Here is a 19568-nt window from a genome sequence, read left to right as displayed (position 1 = left end):
GAAGCATCATTCTGTTGATTTTTATTACAAGTTTAAGAGTTGTTTTAACTTTTATTGCTCTTAATTCAATAACTTAGATTGTTAATAATCAATAAAAAGGAAATTAGTATGGCATCATTACGATTAGGCGATATCGCTCCGGATTTCGAAGCAGAAACTACGCAAGGAAAAATAAAATTTCACGAATGGTTGGGTGATTCTTGGGGCATTTTATTTTCGCATCCTGCAGATTTTACACCAGTTTGTACCACTGAATTAGGGACAGTGGCAAATTATTATCCTGAATTTGAAAAAAGAAATGTAAAAGTTATCGCACTGAGTGTGGATGGATTAGAGTCTCACATGGAGTGGATTAAAGACATCAATGAAACGCAGAATACAACAGTCAATTTCCCTATTATTGCTGACGAAGACAAACATATAGCAGAATTGTATGATATGATTCATCCCAATGCGAATGAAAGTTTTACAGTTCGTTCGGTTTTTATCATAGGACCAGACAAAAAAATAAAATTAATGTTGACTTACCCAGCATCAACAGGAAGAAATTTTGATGAATTACTTCGTGTAATTGATAGTTTGCAGTTGACCGCGAATTATAGTGTAGCAACACCGGCAAATTGGAAAGATGGTGAAAGAGTGGTGATTTCGACAGCAGTAAAAGACGAAGATATTGCTGCTAAATTCCCAAAAGGGTACGAAAGAGTGAAACCGTATTTAAGAATGACTCCACAACCTAACAAATAGCAATTTTGGATAATAATTATTTTGTTAAAAAAAGGTGCGATGAAAAAATCTTCATTGCACCTTTTTTATTTTTATTATTGCTTAAAACTCACTACTTCCGGTTGGTTATCAATAAACCGGTAATAATGATTCCCATACTTATAATCTGAGTGATTACAATAGCCTGACCCAGAAAAACATAGGCCAGAATTCCACTGAACACTGGAATTAAATAATAAATTAATGCTGTTTTTGAGGTACCTATCAACCGAATCGCTTCGTTCCACAAATAATAGGAAACAAGTGAAGCAAATATCCCAACATAACTGGTTGCTAATACTGTTTTAGCATCAAAAATTACTTTTTTATAAAATAAATGCTCCCAAATATAAAAAGGGAATAGGAAAATGGTGCCGATAATAAAAACACTAAATAAAAATACTTTAGGTGTTAACTCCTCTGGTTTTTGTCGAACTAGTATCGTGTAATAGGCAAAAAAGAAACAGGCCACCAGCATCAATAGATCTCCAATTGTAAAGTTGATATGAAGCAAGGCTTGCAAAGAACCTTTGGTAATGAGAACTAGAACACCTGTGATTATAGTTGCAATTCCCACTATTTTTATATTCGAAACTTTCTCTTTAAAAATAATCCTGGAAAGGACAACAATAAAAAGTGGAATCGAAATGGCAATTAACGATAAATTGACTGCACTTGTTGTTCTTCCTGCAAAGTAAATGAGCGTATTAAAAATAGTGATGCCCAGCAATGCGGTAAGCATAAGATACCGAATGTGTGTTTTTATAATTTTGAAATTTTCAATAGTACTTTTTATGGCAAATGGAGCCAAAACGATACACGCAATCGTCCACCTCCAAAAAGCTAGTCCAACAGGCGGAATGTGACCTTTAATTCCGCTGGCGATTACCATATTAACGGACCAAAGTAGAGTGGCTAATAAAGCAAATAGTGCTCCTTTGATTTGATTGCTCATTTATTAAACGAGATTTTTTATTTTTGCATATTGCAATAACATAATGGTCTTGGCATCTGTTATTTCCCCGGATTCAATCATAGAGTAGGCTTCATCATATGTCATTTCCATGACATCTATATTCTCCTCTTCATGCGCAACTCCACCACCGTCACTAACTTTCATAGATTCATCGTATTCGCCAACAAATAAATATAAAATCTCCGTTACAGCACCTGGCGACATATACGTTTCCATGATTTTAGTGACTTTTGTAAGTCGGTATCCTGTTTCTTCTTCTGTCTCTCGAATGATGCATTGTTCTGGATGGTCTTGGTCCAAAAGACCTGCGCAAACCTCAATCATCATTCCGGTTTCATTGCCGTTAAGATAGGTTGGTAAGCGAAACTGACGAGTCAAAATCACCGTTTTTTGGGTTGAATTGTAAAGCAAAATCGCAGCTCCATTTCCTCGGTCATAGACTTCTCTTTTTTGAGTTATCCATGAGTCGTCTTTTTTTTGATAGTCAAAGGTCACTTTATTTAAAATGTACCAATTATCAGAAAGCAATTCGGTTTTTTGTAATATAATCGTTGGATTTTTCATTCGTTTGGAAGTGATTGTAGTAGTTTTGTTTTTAATCCTAAAGGTTGCTATGGTTTTCGAACTTTCGATGTTAAGTTCTTATATGTAGTTCCCCAATTATTGTTATTGTTGTCATTTGGCGATCCTGTTGCTGTTAATAAAGCATCTTTGTCGTTCTCATCCTTTTTCCAAACCCAAGCACAAACAGAAAGACCTCTGTTATAAATGATGTTTAAAAAAGAGTTTGGATTCATTAAAATTCCTGCATTCAGCGGGGCCGTTTCGCCAAAAAGGATAGGGATATTTTTAAGTTTTAATTGCTCTAAACGATTATTTATTGAAGAGTTATTATCCAAAAGCCATTTTTCGTAGGCATGAATATCATAAATTATATTCGATTTATCAGTTAGAAATTCATTTCCCTTGTTGATTAAAACACTTTCGTCTTGGCCTTGCTGTGCGCAGGGCACTAAAATAATATTTTGATTGCCAGTATTTCGAATAATCCCAACCATTTCGTTCATATCATTCATCCAGACTAAATCAGTATAGCCATCAGCGCAATCATATCGATAAGGTTCATTCCATACTTCAATCCATACATCCGGTTGGTCTTTGAAGTACATTGCCCATGACTTCAGTTTTATTTTGTAATCATTCCACCATGTTGTTTGAGTAGGGCTTTTACCGGTGAACTCGGTTTCATTTTTTCCGTCCCAACCAAAAGCGCAAATAATAGTAATTCGATTATTAAGTCGGTTGTCGTCAATGATATTTTGTAGAGAATATAAATAGGCTCCATTGCTATCTTTGATAGGATTTCCTTGCAGTTGTGTTTCTTTTATGTTACCAATAAACTCCCTTGATATATCAATATTCCAGCTATTCATATCAGTACTGCCAGCACTAAAAACATGAAAAGCATTAGCTCCTATAAGTTGAATGGGTTGCGAATTTGAAAGTATTTTCGATCCTGAGGTTGTGTATTTTTGTAAAGAATTATTCGGCATAGGCAGTTCGTCTTTTTTACAAGAAAAGAAGATGTTCAGACTAATAATTGTCAGCAGCGAAAGTAGAAGAGTTTTACTTTTAAACATGAATGTTATTTGGATCCTGTTATTTTCAAATGATATAAAAGTACACTTTTTTCAAAAAAAAACGCTCTGAATTTTCAGAGCGTTAATTATTTTTATTTAAGAATAGTTTGCTTTCTGTCAGGTCCTACAGAAACTATTTTTATTGGAACTTCCACTTCTTTTTCGATGAACTCGATATATTCTTTTAATTCAGCTGGTAATTCATCGTAAGTTGTCATACCGGTCAAATCAGCTTGCCATCCTTTGAAATCCTGGTAAACAGGAGTTACATTTTCTGGCTCGATGTTGTATGGAAAATGAGAAATATTCGCTCCTTTATAATTGTATTCTGTACATACTTTTAAGGTTTCAAACCCAGAAAGAACATCACCTTTCATCATCATTAATTGTGTAACACCATTAACTTGAACTGCATATTTAAGGGCTACTAAGTCTAACCATCCACAACGTCTTTGTCTTCCTGTAACAGAACCAAATTCATTTCCTACGCGTGCCATAGTTGCACCATCCTCATCAAAAAGTTCTGTTGGGAATGGACCGCTACCTACACGTGTTACGTAAGCTTTGAAAATTCCGTATACTTCTTTGATTTTATTAGGAGCAATACCTAAACCAGTACAGGCACCTGCAGCGGTTGTGTTTGATGAAGTTACAAATGGATACGTTCCAAAATCAACATCCAGTAATGAACCTTGAGCTCCTTCACATAATATTGATTTACCTGCTTTTTGAGCCTGGTTTAAATATTCTTCACTATCAATAAAATCTAATTTTTTTAATTCTTCGATAGCTTCAAAAAATTCTTTTTCTAATTCTTCTAAGTTGTATTGGATAGCAACATCATAGAATTTAATCATTGCTTCATGCTTATCAGCCAAAGCTCTGTAACGTTCTTTGAAATCTTCTAATTCAATATCTCCTACACGAATTCCGTTTCTTCCGGTTTTGTCCATATAAGTTGGACCAATTCCTTTTAGCGTAGAACCAATTTTCGCTTTTCCTTTAGACGCTTCCGAAGCTGCATCTAACAATCGGTGTGTAGGTAAAATTAAATGCGCTTTTCTTGAAATAATTAATTTGCTTTTGATGTCTAAATTAAATTTTTCCAGACCTTCGATTTCTTTTTGAAAAACAACAGGATCTATTACAACTCCATTTCCAATAATGTTTATGGCAGTTTTATGAAAGATACCAGAAGGAATAGTTCTTAGAACATGTTTTATTCCGTCAAATTCCAAGGTGTGTCCTGCGTTAGGTCCGCCTTGAAAACGAGCAATAATATCGTAATTTGAAGTAAGAACGTCAACAATTTTTCCTTTTCCTTCATCTCCCCATTGTAATCCTAGTAATAAATCTACCGTCATTCTGTATGTTATTTGTAGTTAATTTTTATATCAAAGACATCTAATTAGCTGTCTAAATTGTCTTTTTGTCTTTTTATTCCATATAGATATAAGGAATGATTGGTAATCTCAATGTCGAATATTTCTTCGATTGTTTTCTTAATACTTTGAATTCTTGGATCACAAAATTCGATAACTTCGCCAGTATCGGTCATGATAATGTGATCGTGTTGCTTATCAAAATACGATTTTTCGTAATGTGCCTGATTTTGTCCAAATTGGTGTTTACGCACTAAAGCACAATCTAATAGCAATTCGATTGTATTATAAAGCGTAGCCCTGCTGACACGATAATTTTTGTTTTTCATTTTGATATACAAATTCTCTACATCAAAATGTTCTTCGCTATCGTAAATTTCCTGAAGGATAGCATAACGTTCGGGAGTTTTGCGATGTCCTTTTTTTTCAAGATACATTGTAAATACATTTTTTACAATTTCTTGGTTTTTAGTATTATCTGTGGAAATGAGTGTCATATGCTGGCAAAGATAATTTTTTATTTTTTAAAGTTTAAAGTTTAAAGTTGAAAAAATCAAATAGTTTAAAATGGACTGATTTGCTTTTTCGTTTTATTTTAGAGACCCTATGATAGCAATCTATAAAATTGTATGCAATAGCCTTTCTTATGTTTTATAAACTCGGGTTACTTTATCGATACCATCAATTTTCTTAATGTTGCTAATCATCTTTTTCAAAATGGTATTATTTTGAACGATAACAGCCACTTGACCGTGAAAGATTCCAGCGTCAGTGCTTAACGAAATACTCTGGATATTTACATGCATATTATTAGAAATTACCTTTGTCAGCTGGTTTGTCAATCCTAAAATGTCCATTCCGGTAATGTTTATGATTGCTTTGAATTCCTCTTGAGAAGAGTCAATCCATTTAGCTAACAATATTCTATAAGCATAATTAGATTGCATTCCTATGGCGTTTGGGCAGTCTTTTTTGTGTACTTTGATTCCTTCGTTTATGGTCACAAAACCAAAAACATCATCACCAGGGATTGGATTGCAACAAGGCGATAATTTATAATCTAATTTGTCGTGTTCTTTGCCAAAAACGAGTAAATCATAATTGCTGCTGATAACTGGTTTATGAATATCCTCATCAGCTGTACTGCTAGAAGAACGTTTTATTTTGTTTTTGAAAAAATTAATAAAAGTGTTACTTTTTTGCGCCGCATAGTCTTTTAACTGTTGGTTTTCTATAGCACCAATTCCTACACGGTAAAATAAATCTAAACTTGTTTTCAATTTGAAAAAGTTGACTAACTCGTTGACAACCGATTCGTTTAAAGTTATTTTTAAATGTTTTAATTTTCGAGTTAGTAGTTCTTTTCCTTCCTCACCAATTTTCTTGGTATTTTCGTTTAGAACGTTTTTTATTTTAGTTTTAGCTCTGGAAGTTGTCACATAATCTAACCAGTTGATTGTTGGTTTTTGATGTTGAGACGTAATGACTTCAATTTGATCACCGCTTTTTAATTCGAAGTTCAAAGGAACTAATTTGCCGTTAACACGTGTTCCTCGGGTGCGAATTCCTATTTCCGAGTGAATACTGAATGCAAAATCAAGGGAAGTAGCTCCCTTTGGCAATGATTTAATTTCTCCTTTTGGAGTAAAGACGAAGATTTCCTTTGAATACAAATTCATTTTGAAATCTTCCACAAAATCCACTGCGTTAGTCTCCGAATTTTCTAAGGCTTCTTTTAGTAAGTTCAACCAAACATCCAAACCACTTTCTTCGGTAGCGCCATTTTTATATTTGTAATGCGCTGCGTATCCTTTTTCAGCAATTTCATCCATGCGCTCGCTTCGTACCTGCACTTCTACCCAGCGTCCTTTTGGTCCCATTACCGTGATGTGTAAGGCTTCGTATCCAGTAGATTTGGGAGATGAAATCCAATCTCGCAATCGACTTGGACTCGGTCTGTAATGGTCTGTTACGATGGAATAAATTTTCCAAGCCAGAAACTTTTCATCGTGTGGATTACTTGATTTGTAAACGATACGAAGGGCAAATTTATCATATACTTCATCAAAGCTTACGTTTTGAGCTTTCATCTTTCTACGAATCGAGTAGATGGATTTCGGACGTCCTTTAATTACGTAATCAATTTTTTCAGCATCCAATGATTCTTTAAGGACTTCAGAGATGTCTTTGATGTATTCATCCTGTTCTTCCTTGGTTTCTTTTATTTTACTTACAATTTCGTTGTAAATTGCTGGTTCAGTATATTTTAAACCTAAATCTTCCAGTTTTGTTTTAATATTATATAGACCCAAACGGTGGGCAAGAGGTGCGTAAATATATAAGGTTTCAGATGCGATTTTAGTTTGTTTGTCTTCTTGCATCGAATCCATCGTCTGCATATTATGCAAACGATCGGCTAATTTTATAAGAATTACGCGCACATCATCATTAAGCGTCAATATCATTTTACGGAAATTCTCGGCTTGCAATGACGCATTCAAATCTTTCTGAACCAAGGATATTTTGGTCAAACCTTCAACAAGTTGTGCGATTTTAGGGCCAAACAAGCGGTCAATATCTTGCACTGTCATTAGTGTATCTTCGACAACATCATGTAATAGCGCGGCTGCAATAGAGGTAGCGCCCAACCCAATTTCTTGTGCAACAATTTTTGCAACAGCAATAGGATGGAAGATATAAGCTTCGCCAGATTTTCTTCGTTGATCTTTATGCGCTTCTACAGAAACATCAAAAGCCTTACGGATCAGTTTTTTATCATCATCACTTAAGGTTTGATAACTAATCCGAAGTAACTCTTTATATTCTTGAGCAATCGCTTTATTTTCTTTTTCTAAATCTATTTCTATCATAACGGCATGGGTTCAATTCCTAAAAATAAATATAACTTAGGAGATATACAAGGATTATTTTGTTTTTGATTTAATGTTTAATTACCGGAAACAGTATTTTTAGGCATACTATTTTCTGCTCTTTTGAAATCCAAATCTTGAAAATCATAACTAAAATCGGTCAACTCGGAAATTGGTTTCATTTTTATACCAATTGCTTTTCCAGTTGGATCAAATTCAAAAAATAAATGGGCATCAGCATGAAAATAGGCATTGTTCCATTTTACCACATAATTACCTTTTTTGTAGAAAAAAACTTCTCCGGTAAGATGAGGAGAACGTTTTGATGCAAAATATAATTTTCCTTTTTTTTGCGAAAGTGTAATATCTCCAAACCAGTTGTCCTTATAAGTCCCGGTAAAATTATTGAAGTCTGTTTTTATTTTTTCCTTTTTATTTTTTGCGACAGTAGCCCAAACTTCATCAGTAACTTTATCGGCAGTTTCTTCGTTTGCTTTTAATTTGTTACTGTAAATAGTTACATAATCCTCAGACTTAATTCCTAAATAACTATCTTTTATTGTATTGGTAATCGCATTAAATGCTGCTCCGGATTGCTGGTTTGTCAATACGATAATCCCTAATTGTAACTCCGGTATCAAAGTGACTTGAGTAACAATTCCCTCTAATCCACCAGTGTGTGTTACTTGCTTGTATCCCTTTACATCACTCAAAAACCAGCCTAATCCGTAACCGCTAAAATGGGTGTTATACGGTGCTCTTGTGGTTACAGGAATTATAGTTTGCAATTGCCACATTTGATTGTGTTCTTTCTCAGAGAATAATTGCTTGTTTTCAGCGCCATATTTTCCGTTATTCATTTGCATGATAGTCCATTTGCTTAAATCATTAACACTGGAATAAATTCCGGCAGCCGCATCGAATAGTTGATTTTGATACCGTTTGATCACTTTAAGTTTTCCATCGATAGGAACATGAGGAGCAATTATATTGGTACTGTCTTTCAATCGCAAAAAGGAAGCGGCGCTATTATTCATTTCTAATGGCTTCATAATGCGCTCTTCAATAAAATCGCACCAACTTTGACCACTTGCTTTAGCAATAACTTCACCGGCAACAATGTACAGTAAATTATCATAATCATATTTGGTTCTAAAAGCAGAAACCGGTTTCAAATACTGCAAATTTTGCACGATATCTTGTGCGGTAAAATTACTTCCGTCAGGCCAAATCATTAAATCTCCGGCACCAAGACCGAGTCCGCTTCTATGCGTCAGTAAATCCCGAATTGTAAATTCTTGGGTTACATAATCATTATACATTCTGAAATTTGGAAGGTATTTGATGACTTTATCATCCCATTTTATTTTGCCTTCATCCACTAACATCGCTAATGCTGCACTTGTAAAAGCTTTGCTGTTTGATGCAATTCCAAAAAGAGTATTCGCATCGACTTTTTCTTTTGTTAAAATAGATTTTACTCCGTACCCTTGCGCGTGAATTAACTTTCCGTCTTTTACAATGGCAACCGCAATTCCTGGAACATTGAATGCTGTTAAGGTACGATTCACTAATTCATCAACTTGGGTTGAACTGATTTGGGCAAAAGAAAGAGTGGTTGAAATTAATGCTATCGCAATGAATAATTTATTTTTCATATTATTTTTATTTTTTTTAAAATCTACAATCAAAAATCGTTAATCTGCAATCTTAAATCTAGAACCCTCGTTGTCTTTTGGCTTCAAAAATTAAAATCGCTGCAGCAACCGAAACATTCATAGAGTCGATCTCGCCCTGCATTGGGATGATAATATTTTGGGTCGCTTCTTTTCTCCATTCTTCGGTTAACCCAGTTGCTTCTGTACCTACAACTAATGCCGTTGGAGTAGTATAATCTTGCGTGTGATACGAAGTCGAATTTTGCAAAGTCGCACAATAAAAATTGATTTTTCTTTCTTTCAAAAAAGCAATAATTTCCGAAGTTGTTCCTGTCGCAATTTGGTTAGTGAATAAACAACCTACGCTGGAACGCACAATATTTGGATTGTATAAATCACTTTTTGGATTGGCAATAATTACAGCATCAAGATTTGCAGCGTCCGCCGTCCGCAATAAAGCGCCTATGTTTCCCGGTTTTTCGGGAGCTTCGGCAACAAGAATCAAAGGGTTTTCTGATAGTTTTAAATCGGATAATTGCAACGATTTAGTTTTGGCTACAGCCAAAATACCTTCGGTAGTATCTCGATAGGCTAATTTTTGAAAAACATCTTTGTTAATCTCAATTAACTCGGTATTGGGCGATAATTTTCGGGCTTCGGTTTCGGAACAAATTTCAGGCAAAAACAATAGCGTTTCTATTTCATAACCACCTTTTATGGCAATTGAAATTTCACGTTTTCCTTCTATTAAAAATGTTCCGGATTGTTTGCGTGCCTTTGCTTTTTCCTGCAATAACACTAAAGATTTAATGTATGGATTTTGTATCGAAGTGATTTGTTTCAATGGAAATGATGCTAAGTTATTATGGTGCTAAGTTACCACCTTTTTTTAAATTCTATAATGGAATAGTTTACCAATCAGAAATGCCGTTTTTAAGGAGTATTTTCTTTAAATTTGTAAAAATCCAAAATCTTATATTTTAAATGTTTCATCTATTAGATATCATCGGTACGATGGCTTTTGCCATGTCAGGAGCATTGACGGCTATGAATAAAAAGCTGGATCCTTTTGGGGTCTTTATTATTGCTTTTGTAACCGCTGTGGGTGGAGGAACTTTGCGCGACATCATGATTGGCAGGACGCCGGTTGGATGGATGCAGGATTTAAATTACGTTTATGTAATTGTGATAGGATTTATTCTGGCCATACTTTTTAGAAAAAAATTCGACAGATTACGAACATCCTTGTTTTTATTTGACACGATTGGATTGGGTGTTTTTACATTAATAGGCCTTGAAAAAGGAATCAGTGTAGGACTTCATCCGGTTATCTGCATCGCATTAGGAACGATGACAGCTTGTTTTGGCGGAGTGATTCGTGATATTTTGTGTACTGAAATCCCTGTTATTTTCAGAAGAGAGATTTATGCCACGATTTGTATTTTGGGTGGAATTGTCTTTTTTCTGCTTCGAAAATTGGATTTAGACAATGATGTTTTATATCTGACAACCTCTTTGGTTATCATTTCAGTTCGTTTGATGGCCGTGAAATTCAAATGGTATTTGCCCGCTTTAGAACAAAAATAAAAAAAATGATTACTTTCACGAAGTCTAAAATTAAATAGTGAAAAATTTCTCCGTCAAACAATATCAGGAAAGCGATTATGAAAATTGGAATGCCTTTATTGGTCAAGCCAAAAATGCTACTTTTCTGTTTCATCGTGATTTTATAGAATATCACAAGGATCGATTCGAGGATTTCTCTTTGATGGTTTTTGATAATGAAAAGTTAGTAGCAGTTTTGCCGGCGAATAAAGTTGGAAATGAAATTTTTTCTCATCAGGGACTGACTTATGGGGGATTGGTGATTAATGAAAAGTCTAAAGTGACGACTGTAATCAATGCTTTTAGATCTGTTTTGTTGTTTTTAAAAGATAATGAAATAGAAAAACTGCATCTAAAAACGATTCCATCCATTTATCACAATAAACCGGCCGAAGAAATTCAATATGCTTTGTTTTTGGCAGAAGCCGAATTAGTGCGAAGAGATAGTTTGTCTGTTATTGATTTATCACAAAAATATGATTTTTCAAAAATTAGAAAAAGAGGCATTCAAAAAGGAATTGGAAACGGTTTGGTAATTAAAGAAGAAATGAATTTTGAATCTTTTTGGAACGAAGTTTTGATTCCAAATTTAAAAGCAAGACATAATGCAAAACCAGTTCATTCTTTAAAAGAAATAAAAGTGTTGAAAAGCCTTTTTTCTGATAATATCCGACAGTTTAATGTCTATAGAAATGATAAAATTGTTGCGGGAACTACTGTTTTTGAAAGTGAAAACGTCGCGCATTGCCAATACATTTCTAAATATGAAAATAAGGAGAATCTTGGAAGTTTAGACTTTTTGTATCATTTTTTGATTACTGAAGTATTTGCCAGTAAACGATTTTTTGATTTTGGAATTTCCAATGAATCACAAGGAAAAAAGCTCAATGAAGGCTTATCCTACTGGAAAGAGAGTTTCGGCGCCAGTACGATTGTACATGATTTTTATGAAGTCGAAACTAAGAATTATGATAAGCTAGATTCCTTTTTTACAATATAAACTAAATAGATGATTCCATTTCTTGATTTAAAAAAAATAAACGAGCCTTATGAAACCGCTTTTCAAGAAAAATTGAAAACAGTTTTAGATAATGGCTGGTATATTTTAGCGAACGAGGTCAAGGAATTTGAAACCAATTTTGCGAAGTATTGCGGTACAAAATATTGCATTGGAACAGGAAATGGTTTTGACGCTTTAGTATTGATTTTTAAAGCTTACATACAATTAGGGAAATTACAAAAAGGTGATGAAATTATTGTTCCTGCGAACACCTATATTGCCAGTATTCTAGCCATTTTACAAGCTGATTTGATTCCTGTTTTGGTTGAGCCAAGGCTGGAAACCTACAATATCAACCCTAGTTTAATTTCAGAAAAAATTACTTCAAAAACCAAAGCGATTTTAGTCGTTCATCTTTACGGTCAACTAGCTGAGATGGATGCGATAAATCGAATTGCTGCTGCAAGTGATTTGCTGGTTATTGAAGATGCAGCTCAGTCTCATGGAGCAATTTTAGAAGTCGAAAGACAAAAGTCGAAAGTCGAAAGTCCGAACACTCAGAATATAATTCGTAGAACTCAAGCGTATAGTTTTTATCCTGGGAAAAATCTGGGGACTTTAGGCGATGCGGGAGCAGTTATCACAAATGATCCTGAATTAGCCAAAGTCATTCAATCGCTGCGTAATTATGGTTCTGAAACGAAATATTACAACGATCATATCGGTATTAATTCAAGGTTAGATGAGTTGCAAGCTGCGTTTTTAAATGTGAAATTACCGTATTTAGATACTGAAAATGAAAAACGTAGAACAATCGCTAAACGCTATTTATCCGAAATAAAAAATGAAAAAATAACACTTCCGTTTTGGGATTTGTCAAACAATCATGTTTTTCATTTGTTTGTCATTCGAACAAAAAACAGACTTGAGTTACTAGAATTTTTATACCAAAATGGGATTCAAACGGTGATACATTATCCAGTTCCGCCACACAATCAAAAAGCGCTGTCATTGTGGAATCATTTGTCCTTCCCAATTACTCAAAAAATTCATGATGAAGTATTGAGTTTGCCTATAAGTCCAGTTTTGACAATGGATGAGGTTAGTTTTATAGTTGGAATTTTAAACAAGTATTAAGTTGGAATTTATTAAAAAAATAACTCAAACACAACTGTTTAAGATTTCGTCTTTAAATAGTTTTAGCGTTATTCTGAAAATAGGAATTGGATTAATAACTTCAAAATTATTAGCTGTATTCGTTGGTCCAGGCGGAATGGCATTAGTTGGAAATCTTAGAAATTTTTTAACTTCATTAGAAAGCATTTCGACTTTAGGATTTCAAAACGGAATTATAAAATACACAGCCGAGAACGAAAAAAATGAAAATCAGCTTAAGAGAATAATTGCGACGGTTTTTATTTGTTTGTTGTGTATTGCGATTATTTTAAGTTGCGTTTTGTATTTTTTTGCGGCATTTTGGAATAAAGAAATATTTGGAAATAATTTTGATTACGCGATTGTTTTTAAGGCACTAGCATTGGCTTTGCCTTGGTATGCTACTTCAGTTTTTATGCTCTCCGTAATTAACGGTTTGGGACAATTCAAAAAAGTGATTTGGATTAATATAATAGGAAATGCAATTGGGTTATTGGTCTCAATTATTATGGTTTTGCATTATAAAACTTTAGGAGCTTTACTTTCTTTAGTTATTTCACCTGCATTGATGTTTTTTGTAACGTTCTATTTTATAAACAAGAAAATCAATTTTTTCAAGACGATTCGGTTGCATCAATTTGATTTTCAAATTATAAAAAAATTATCATCCTATTCTTTAATGGCTTTGGTTTCATCCGTTTTAGGACCTTTAGTTTTATTAGTCATCAGAAAAAATATAATTGAAACTGTTGGCTTAGAACAAGCTGGTTTTTGGGAAACTATAATCAGGATCTCGTCTTATTATATGCTATTTGTCACCACAATTTTGAGTGTTTATTTTTTGCCAAAATTGGCTGTTGCCAAGAATAATTTGGAGACCAAAAAAGTGTTTTGGAGTTTTTATCAAACTATTTTGCCTCTTTTTATAGCTGGGCTTGTAGGAGTCTATTTTTTACGCTTTTTCATCGTTAATTTACTTTTTACCAATGCGTTCTTTCCAGTAACCACTTTGTTTTTTTGGCAGTTGACAGGTGATGTTTTAAAAGTAGCGTCTTTGATTTTAGGCTATCAATTTTTTGCAAAAAAGTTAACCGTAGCTTTTATAGTCGCGGAGTTATTTTCGCTAACCATTTTGTATTTTTCAAGCCTTTATTTTATTAATGAATTTGGAATTCAAGGAATAGTAATGGCACAAGCTTTTGATAATTTTGTTTATTTGCTAGTGTTGATGGTTTATTTCAGGAAGAGTTTGTTCTAGTATTTTATATGAAATTTATCCTTTATTCCACGTTTCTAAGTATTTATTTGCGATTCTTAAATAATTATGTTCTTTCTCAATAAAGGCGCGAGCCCGTTTCCCAATTGCAATTATTTCGTTTGGATTCTCAATCAAAAAAGATAATTTCATCACTAAATAGTCAATATCAGGTATAGCATTTATACAGACTTTTTCCTTTAAATTATAATGTTCTGTAAACTCCTTTTCAGCTCCTGTAAAAACTACTTTTCCTTTTGCCATAGCTTCTAGTGCGTTATAACCTTGGTCATTTGCGTAGGTTTGGTCTAAGACAATATGCGCTTTATTGTATAAATTAATATAGGCTGAATATGGGATGTCACGGGTTGTAATTATTTCAACTTTACTGCCATATTTTTTGGCAATAATTCGCAATGCTTTTTCAAAATAGTCATTTCCTTTCTTATAATAATTAGTTTCATTAATTCCGTGAAAAATAACAATCTTGTCAGAAATTGTCAAAGGTTTAAATTCAATTTTAGCTGTGTTTATGGGATTTGGAATTAATCCTGAATATTTGGAATTTTTCAGCAACGGAATGTGATAATCGATATCTGATGCTATAATTCCTTGAATGTTCGAATAAATAAATTGATGTAATTTTTTAAAGGATGAAGTTCTAAATTTCAATACATTTCCAAAAATTTTTGGATTAATTCTCCCTGCTAAATACCCTTGAATACCTGATTTGTAATTTGGATTTTCAAAACAATATTTCACATTCAGATAGTCATAGCCTGAAGATAATAAGTAAGTCTTTGAGTTATTTTGAAAGAGAAAATTTAGAATTTTTTTTTCATAATAATATTGACAATAAAAGCTATTTTCATTGATAAGTTGTACAACATCAAAGCCTGTAAATTTTGCTTTGTTTTTTTTAAACTGAAGATAGGTGAGATAAGAACTTATGTCAAACCCAAAAATGGTATTTACAATTACTTTTATTTTTTTCAAAAATCCGTTGTCCCATTTTTTTTCAATAGGGAAATCGACAGGATAATTTTTAAAACCATCCTGATGACCTAAAATATAAACTTCATGACCTAATTCCTGTAAACCTTCTTTGAGAGAGTTGTGTAATCGGCTGAATTCACCAACAAGTAAAACTTTCATTTATGTGTATATTTGACAAATATATTTACTTTTAGATAAGAATGATAGAAAACAAAAACAAAGTAGCCATAATTTCGACCTCTTTAGGAAGTGGAGGAGCAGAACGATTTGCTTCCTTACTAAGTTTTATGTTAGAAAAGTTAAATATCGAAGTTCATAACATAATTATAAACGATGTCGTTGATTATGAATATGGCGGAAAATTGATGAGCTTAGGAATTGAAAGTTCGGGCTCTTTTTCATTTTTAAAAAAAATTGAAAAAGGTTTTCTTTTAAATAGCTATTTAAAGGAAAACAAAATAAATTTTATCATTGACAATAGGCCCAGAAATAATTTGACGAGAGAAATTATCACTAACTGGATTTATGGAGATAGAAGAAAATGGTTTGTTGTTCACAGCTTTAATAGCAATACTTATTTTCCTAAACCGGATTTTTTTTCTAAATTTTTGTATCAAAAAGCAGATAAAGTTATATGTGTTTCTCTGGGAATAGAGGAAAAAGTCAAGCGAAAATTTGATTTAAAAAACACCGTAACTATTCATAATCCGTATGATTTTTCTAAAATTCAAATAGAAAAAGAAGTGTCTGTTTTAGAACAATATATCATGTATTTTGGGCGGTTTTACGAAAAAGCAAAGAATTTTAGTTTGATGCTGGAAGCCTTTTATCTTTCAAAAATTTACCTTCAAGGTTATAAATTACTTTTGATGGGAGAAGGGCCTGATTTAGAGATTATTCAGAAAAATATTAAACGATTACAACTGGAGGAGTTTGTTATAATTTATCCATTTAATAGGAATCCATTTCAATTTGTTCAGCAGGCCAAATTTACGATTTTGACAAGTCGCTATGAAGGTTTTCCTTTGTCAATAGTCGAGTCATTAGCGATAGGAACGCCGGTGATTTCTGTTGATTGTGATTCCGGACCCAATGAACTTATAAAAAACGGTTTTAATGGTTTGTTAGTCGAAAATAATAACCCACATCTTTTCGCAACTGCAATGAAGCAATTAGTTGATGATACTAATTTGTATGATTTTTGTAAAAAAAATGCGGCTAAAAGTGTAGAACATTTATCTTTAGAAACTATTTCAAAACAGTGGGAATCCATTTTATTTTAAAACTATGACAACTACTACTGATATTCGATTAATTGAAATTCCCAAAATTTGTGATTCAAGAGGGAATCTGTCCGTTATCGAGGGAGATACAATACCGTTTGTGTCAAAAAGAGTTTACTATTTATATGATGTTCCGAGTGGTGGCGAAAGGGGAGGACATGCCCATAAAGAGCAGCTAGAACTGCTAATTGCCGTAAGCGGAAGTTTCGATGTGGTTTTGAATGATGGAAGCATTGAAAAAATAATAACGCTGAATAAACCCAATATAGGTCTTTTAATTCCCATCGGAATTTGGAGAGAACTGGAAAATTTTTCCTCTGGTTCCGTTTGTTTGGTACTGGCTTCGGATGAGTTTGATGAGGAAGATTACATCAGAGATTATGATATTTTTAAATCATTTAAACACTGAATTTCCAAATCCGTTATTGGCTAAAATTAATTTCAAATTGATCAACGGTTTTAAGATAGCCGAAGGCATTAGAATGAGAATTCGCTTTTTTAACGATATCTTTTTCAGGTCAATAGCTTTATAGTAAGAATTGAAATTGTCATCGTCAGCAATTAATTTTGATTTTATTGCCAATGAAAACCGATTCAAATCAAGGAATTTTTTCAAGCTAGGATTTGTCTTTTCTTGTTCCTCGAATTTCGAAAAATTAATCTTTTTGTTCAAATAGTTTTTGTTTTTCGAAAGGCTATTTTCATCGTAAACGTATCGTGCCAAGATTTTCCAAGAAAAAACGACAGGATAATTCATCCCGATTCGAATCCACATATCAGTATCTTGACCGCTTTTTACTTCGATATCAAAAGTTCCAATTTCTTCGAAAATGTTTTTATGAAAAACCGCACAGGAAGTGCAAATAACCGTTTCCTTTGAGCTAGCAGTAAAATAATTTACAATTTCATAATCGCTTGTTTTGACAATCGAATAGCTCGCCGGAATAACTTTTTTTGATGTTTCTATTTCAATGGCTGCAGAAAACACTTTTTGTTCAGGATACTTTTGAATTACTTTATACATTTCTTCTAAAAAATCCGGATACCAATAATCATCTGCATCTATAAAGCTGATATAATTCGACTGTACTTTTTCGATTCCATCATTTCTCGCTGACGAAACTCCTGCATTTTCTTTATAATAATATCGAATTCTGGAGTCGTCAAATCCTTTTATAATTGGAGCGCTATTGTCTGTTGATCCGTCATCGATAATTAGTATTTCAAAATCAATAAAGGATTGATTAAGAATACTTTTTAAGGTGGCTTCAATGAATTTTTCTTTATTGAAAAGTGGAATTATTACAGAAAAAAAAGGCATCTATTTACTGTTTAAATAACAAAAATAGCCAATTTTGTAGCAGTCAAATGCTAACAATGTAGGTTTTTCTGAAGTTAGATGATGTTCGAGCCTTAATTGTTGTTTTTGAAACAACTTTGAGATTAATAAATTAATTTTTAGATCACAAAGCATTTTATGAGTCTTAATTATTTTACTTTCGAATTCAATTTTTGAATTGGTTTTTGAAATAAATAAAAGTGTTTCAAGAGCTGTTTTTGTTTTGGATAAAAAAAGTGCTGAAGTTTCTAAATTCAAATGAAATATCGGATTTTCGATATGTTCAATCTCAATATTTTCCTGTTTTAGCGTTTGAATAAAAGCAAAATCTTCATAACCATATTTTGTTATTTTTTCATCGAATGGGAATATGTCAAAAAGTGTTTTTTTTATTAAAATATTGGAAACAAATGTGTTTTTATAGGGGTTTTTTTTTCGTTCAGAAACGGCTATAGCTTCTCTTTTTTGTCCAAAAATCCATCGCAATAATTGGTTATTAGCCGGTTTTTCTTTGGTATAAACAATTCCTCCAAAAAATACTTTTTTAGTGGATAAATTAATATGCTTGATGTAATTTGAAATGAAATCAGAATTTTTGGGAAAAGTATCGCAATCTAAATAAAGCAACCAATCATAATTTGCCTTTGAGGCCAATAAATTTCGGATTTTGCTTCTTCCAATATTTTCGAGTAATTCAACAAAAGAACAATTGGTTAAAAATTGAACTGAGTTATTTTCTGAATTATGTTGTGTTGAGGCGTCATCAATAGCTATAATCTCAAAATCTATTCCGCAATCTATACATTGCTTATGTAATTCCAGAACAAGAGGATAAGCGTTGTAATTGTATATCGGAATAAGAATGGAAAGCATTATGCCGTTCTCTGAACCACTTCAAAAATTTTCTCATCTTCACATTTCAATGTTTTTGATGGGAATTTCATAAGTAGCGCGTAATCGTGAGTTGCCATGATTACCGTTTTTCCGTTAGCATTGATGTTTTTTAATACTTCTAATACTTCGGCACTGGTTTGTGGATCAAGATTTCCAGTTGGTTCGTCGGCAAGTATTAGTTCAGGATCATTAAGCAAAGCTCTTGCAATGGCTACACGTTGTTGCTCTCCACCAGAAAGTTGGTGCGGCATTTTGTTGCCAAATTCAATCATGCCAACTTTGTCTAAAACTTCGTCAATTTTTCGTTGCATTTCTTGATTGTCAGTCCAGCCAGTTGCTTTAAGAACAAATAACATATTGTCTTTGACGGTTCTGTCTGGTAGTAACTTGAAATCTTGAAAAACGATTCCAATCTTTCTTCTCAAAAACGGAATATCATTTTCTTTTAAAGTTGCCAAATCAAAATCTACAATATGACCTTCTCCTTCCGTTAATGCTAAATCTCCATATAAAGTTTTCATTAAGGTACTTTTTCCAGAACCTGTTTTTCCAATTATATATAGAAACTCTCCGTGATTCACCTCTAAATTGACATTAGATAAAATAGTTTTTCCTTCTTGGTAAATGGTTACATTTTTTAAAGACAATACAGGTTGAGACATAAGAGATTTTGTTTATTTGGGTAAAAGTAATAAGATAACGGTTGTATTCAAAATAAATTTTATTCAATTGAGAAGAATTGCTCAAATA

Annotated in this window: 19 protein-coding genes; 7 read left to right on the top strand and 12 right to left on the bottom strand. The window is 33.0% G+C overall.

Features of this window, described 5'->3' with window-relative positions; translation table 11 throughout:
* Nucleotides 1-108: 108 nt before the first annotated feature.
* Nucleotides 109-747, top strand: coding sequence for a peroxiredoxin (locus BUC23_RS14150; protein WP_073210524.1), 639 nt, complete (start codon nucleotides 109-111; stop codon nucleotides 745-747).
* Between the two features lie 91 nt (nucleotides 748-838).
* Here BUC23_RS14150 and BUC23_RS14145 read toward each other — a convergent pair whose 3' ends face one another.
* The 8 genes from BUC23_RS14145 to BUC23_RS14110 form a co-directional block, all read right to left on the bottom strand.
* Nucleotides 839-1720: a DMT family transporter gene (locus BUC23_RS14145; RefSeq protein ID WP_073210522.1), complete on the bottom strand. Its 882-nt coding sequence runs from the start codon at nucleotides 1718-1720 to the stop codon at nucleotides 839-841.
* A gap of 3 nt (nucleotides 1721-1723) precedes the next feature.
* Nucleotides 1724-2305 (bottom strand): GDP-mannose pyrophosphatase NudK, encoded by a 582-nt coding sequence (gene nudK, locus BUC23_RS14140; RefSeq protein ID WP_073210520.1) that lies wholly within the window; start codon nucleotides 2303-2305, stop codon nucleotides 1724-1726.
* Between the two features lie 47 nt (nucleotides 2306-2352).
* The gene (locus tag BUC23_RS14135) at nucleotides 2353-3381 is read right to left on the bottom strand and encodes a cellulase family glycosylhydrolase (protein WP_139259891.1); all 1029 of its coding nucleotides are present in this window, start codon (nucleotides 3379-3381) and stop codon (nucleotides 2353-2355) included.
* Nucleotides 3382-3473: 92 nt separating this feature from the next.
* Nucleotides 3474-4745 (bottom strand): adenylosuccinate synthase, encoded by a 1272-nt coding sequence (locus tag BUC23_RS14130; RefSeq protein WP_073210516.1) that lies wholly within the window; start codon nucleotides 4743-4745, stop codon nucleotides 3474-3476.
* 44 nt (nucleotides 4746-4789) lie between these two features.
* Complete coding sequence (locus tag BUC23_RS14125) at nucleotides 4790-5260, bottom strand: Fur family transcriptional regulator (RefSeq protein ID WP_073210514.1); 471 nt, start codon at nucleotides 5258-5260, stop codon at nucleotides 4790-4792.
* A 147-nt stretch (nucleotides 5261-5407) separates the two neighbouring features.
* The gene (locus BUC23_RS14120) at nucleotides 5408-7633 is read right to left on the bottom strand and encodes a RelA/SpoT family protein (RefSeq protein ID WP_073210512.1); all 2226 of its coding nucleotides are present in this window, start codon (nucleotides 7631-7633) and stop codon (nucleotides 5408-5410) included.
* A 77-nt stretch (nucleotides 7634-7710) separates the two neighbouring features.
* Nucleotides 7711-9291 carry a serine hydrolase gene (locus BUC23_RS14115; protein WP_073210607.1) on the bottom strand — a complete coding sequence of 527 codons (1581 nt, stop codon included), beginning with the start codon at nucleotides 9289-9291 and terminating at the stop codon, nucleotides 7711-7713.
* Nucleotides 9292-9349: 58 nt separating this feature from the next.
* Nucleotides 9350-10135 (bottom strand): TrmH family RNA methyltransferase, encoded by a 786-nt coding sequence (locus BUC23_RS14110; RefSeq protein WP_073210510.1) that lies wholly within the window; start codon nucleotides 10133-10135, stop codon nucleotides 9350-9352.
* Between the two features lie 140 nt (nucleotides 10136-10275).
* On the opposite strand from BUC23_RS14110, the gene BUC23_RS14105 reads away from it, so the two are divergent.
* From BUC23_RS14105 to BUC23_RS14090, 4 genes are read left to right on the top strand one after another with little or no spacing between them, the layout of a single operon-like run.
* Nucleotides 10276-10878: a trimeric intracellular cation channel family protein gene (locus BUC23_RS14105; RefSeq protein WP_073210508.1), complete on the top strand. Its 603-nt coding sequence runs from the start codon at nucleotides 10276-10278 to the stop codon at nucleotides 10876-10878.
* A gap of 37 nt (nucleotides 10879-10915) precedes the next feature.
* On the top strand, nucleotides 10916-11896 hold the full coding sequence (locus BUC23_RS14100; RefSeq protein ID WP_073210506.1) for a GNAT family N-acetyltransferase: 981 nt from the start codon (nucleotides 10916-10918) through the stop codon (nucleotides 11894-11896).
* Nucleotides 11897-11905: 9 nt separating this feature from the next.
* Nucleotides 11906-13033, top strand: coding sequence for a DegT/DnrJ/EryC1/StrS family aminotransferase (locus BUC23_RS14095; protein WP_073210504.1), 1128 nt, complete (start codon nucleotides 11906-11908; stop codon nucleotides 13031-13033).
* A gap of 1 nt (nucleotide 13034) precedes the next feature.
* Entirely contained in the window at nucleotides 13035-14309 is a 1275-nt protein-coding gene (locus tag BUC23_RS14090; protein WP_139259889.1) for an O-antigen translocase, read from the top strand.
* A 15-nt stretch (nucleotides 14310-14324) separates the two neighbouring features.
* Here BUC23_RS14090 and BUC23_RS14085 read toward each other — a convergent pair whose 3' ends face one another.
* Nucleotides 14325-15461, bottom strand: a complete 1137-nt coding sequence (locus tag BUC23_RS14085) for a glycosyltransferase (protein WP_073210502.1) — start codon at nucleotides 15459-15461, stop codon at nucleotides 14325-14327.
* 41 nt (nucleotides 15462-15502) lie between these two features.
* Here BUC23_RS14085 and BUC23_RS14080 point away from each other — a divergent pair, with 41 nt between their 5' ends.
* Nucleotides 15503-16585, top strand: a complete 1083-nt coding sequence (locus BUC23_RS14080) for a glycosyltransferase (protein WP_073210500.1) — start codon at nucleotides 15503-15505, stop codon at nucleotides 16583-16585.
* 4 nt (nucleotides 16586-16589) lie between these two features.
* Nucleotides 16590-16994 (top strand): sugar 3,4-ketoisomerase, encoded by a 405-nt coding sequence (locus BUC23_RS14075; RefSeq protein ID WP_073210498.1) that lies wholly within the window; start codon nucleotides 16590-16592, stop codon nucleotides 16992-16994.
* Here the strand turns inward: BUC23_RS14075 and BUC23_RS14070 are convergent.
* From BUC23_RS14070 to BUC23_RS14060, 3 genes are read right to left on the bottom strand one after another with little or no spacing between them, the layout of a single operon-like run.
* Entirely contained in the window at nucleotides 16980-17906 is a 927-nt protein-coding gene (locus tag BUC23_RS14070) for a glycosyltransferase family 2 protein (protein ID WP_073210496.1), read from the bottom strand. The genes BUC23_RS14075 and BUC23_RS14070 overlap by 15 nt on opposite strands.
* On the bottom strand, nucleotides 17907-18797 hold the full coding sequence (locus tag BUC23_RS14065) for a glycosyltransferase family 2 protein (protein WP_073210494.1): 891 nt from the start codon (nucleotides 18795-18797) through the stop codon (nucleotides 17907-17909).
* Nucleotides 18797-19480, bottom strand: a complete 684-nt coding sequence (locus BUC23_RS14060; RefSeq protein ID WP_073210492.1) for a cell division ATP-binding protein FtsE — start codon at nucleotides 19478-19480, stop codon at nucleotides 18797-18799. The genes BUC23_RS14065 and BUC23_RS14060 overlap by 1 nt, the downstream gene beginning before the upstream one ends.
* Nucleotides 19481-19568: the final 88 nt, after the last annotated feature.

It is taken from the genome of Flavobacterium xinjiangense, assembly GCF_900142885.1.
Lineage (GTDB): Bacteria > Bacteroidota > Bacteroidia > Flavobacteriales > Flavobacteriaceae > Flavobacterium > Flavobacterium xinjiangense.
The sequence above is the reverse complement of the archived record's forward strand: the minus strand, read 5'-3'. Positions and strand labels throughout refer to the sequence as shown.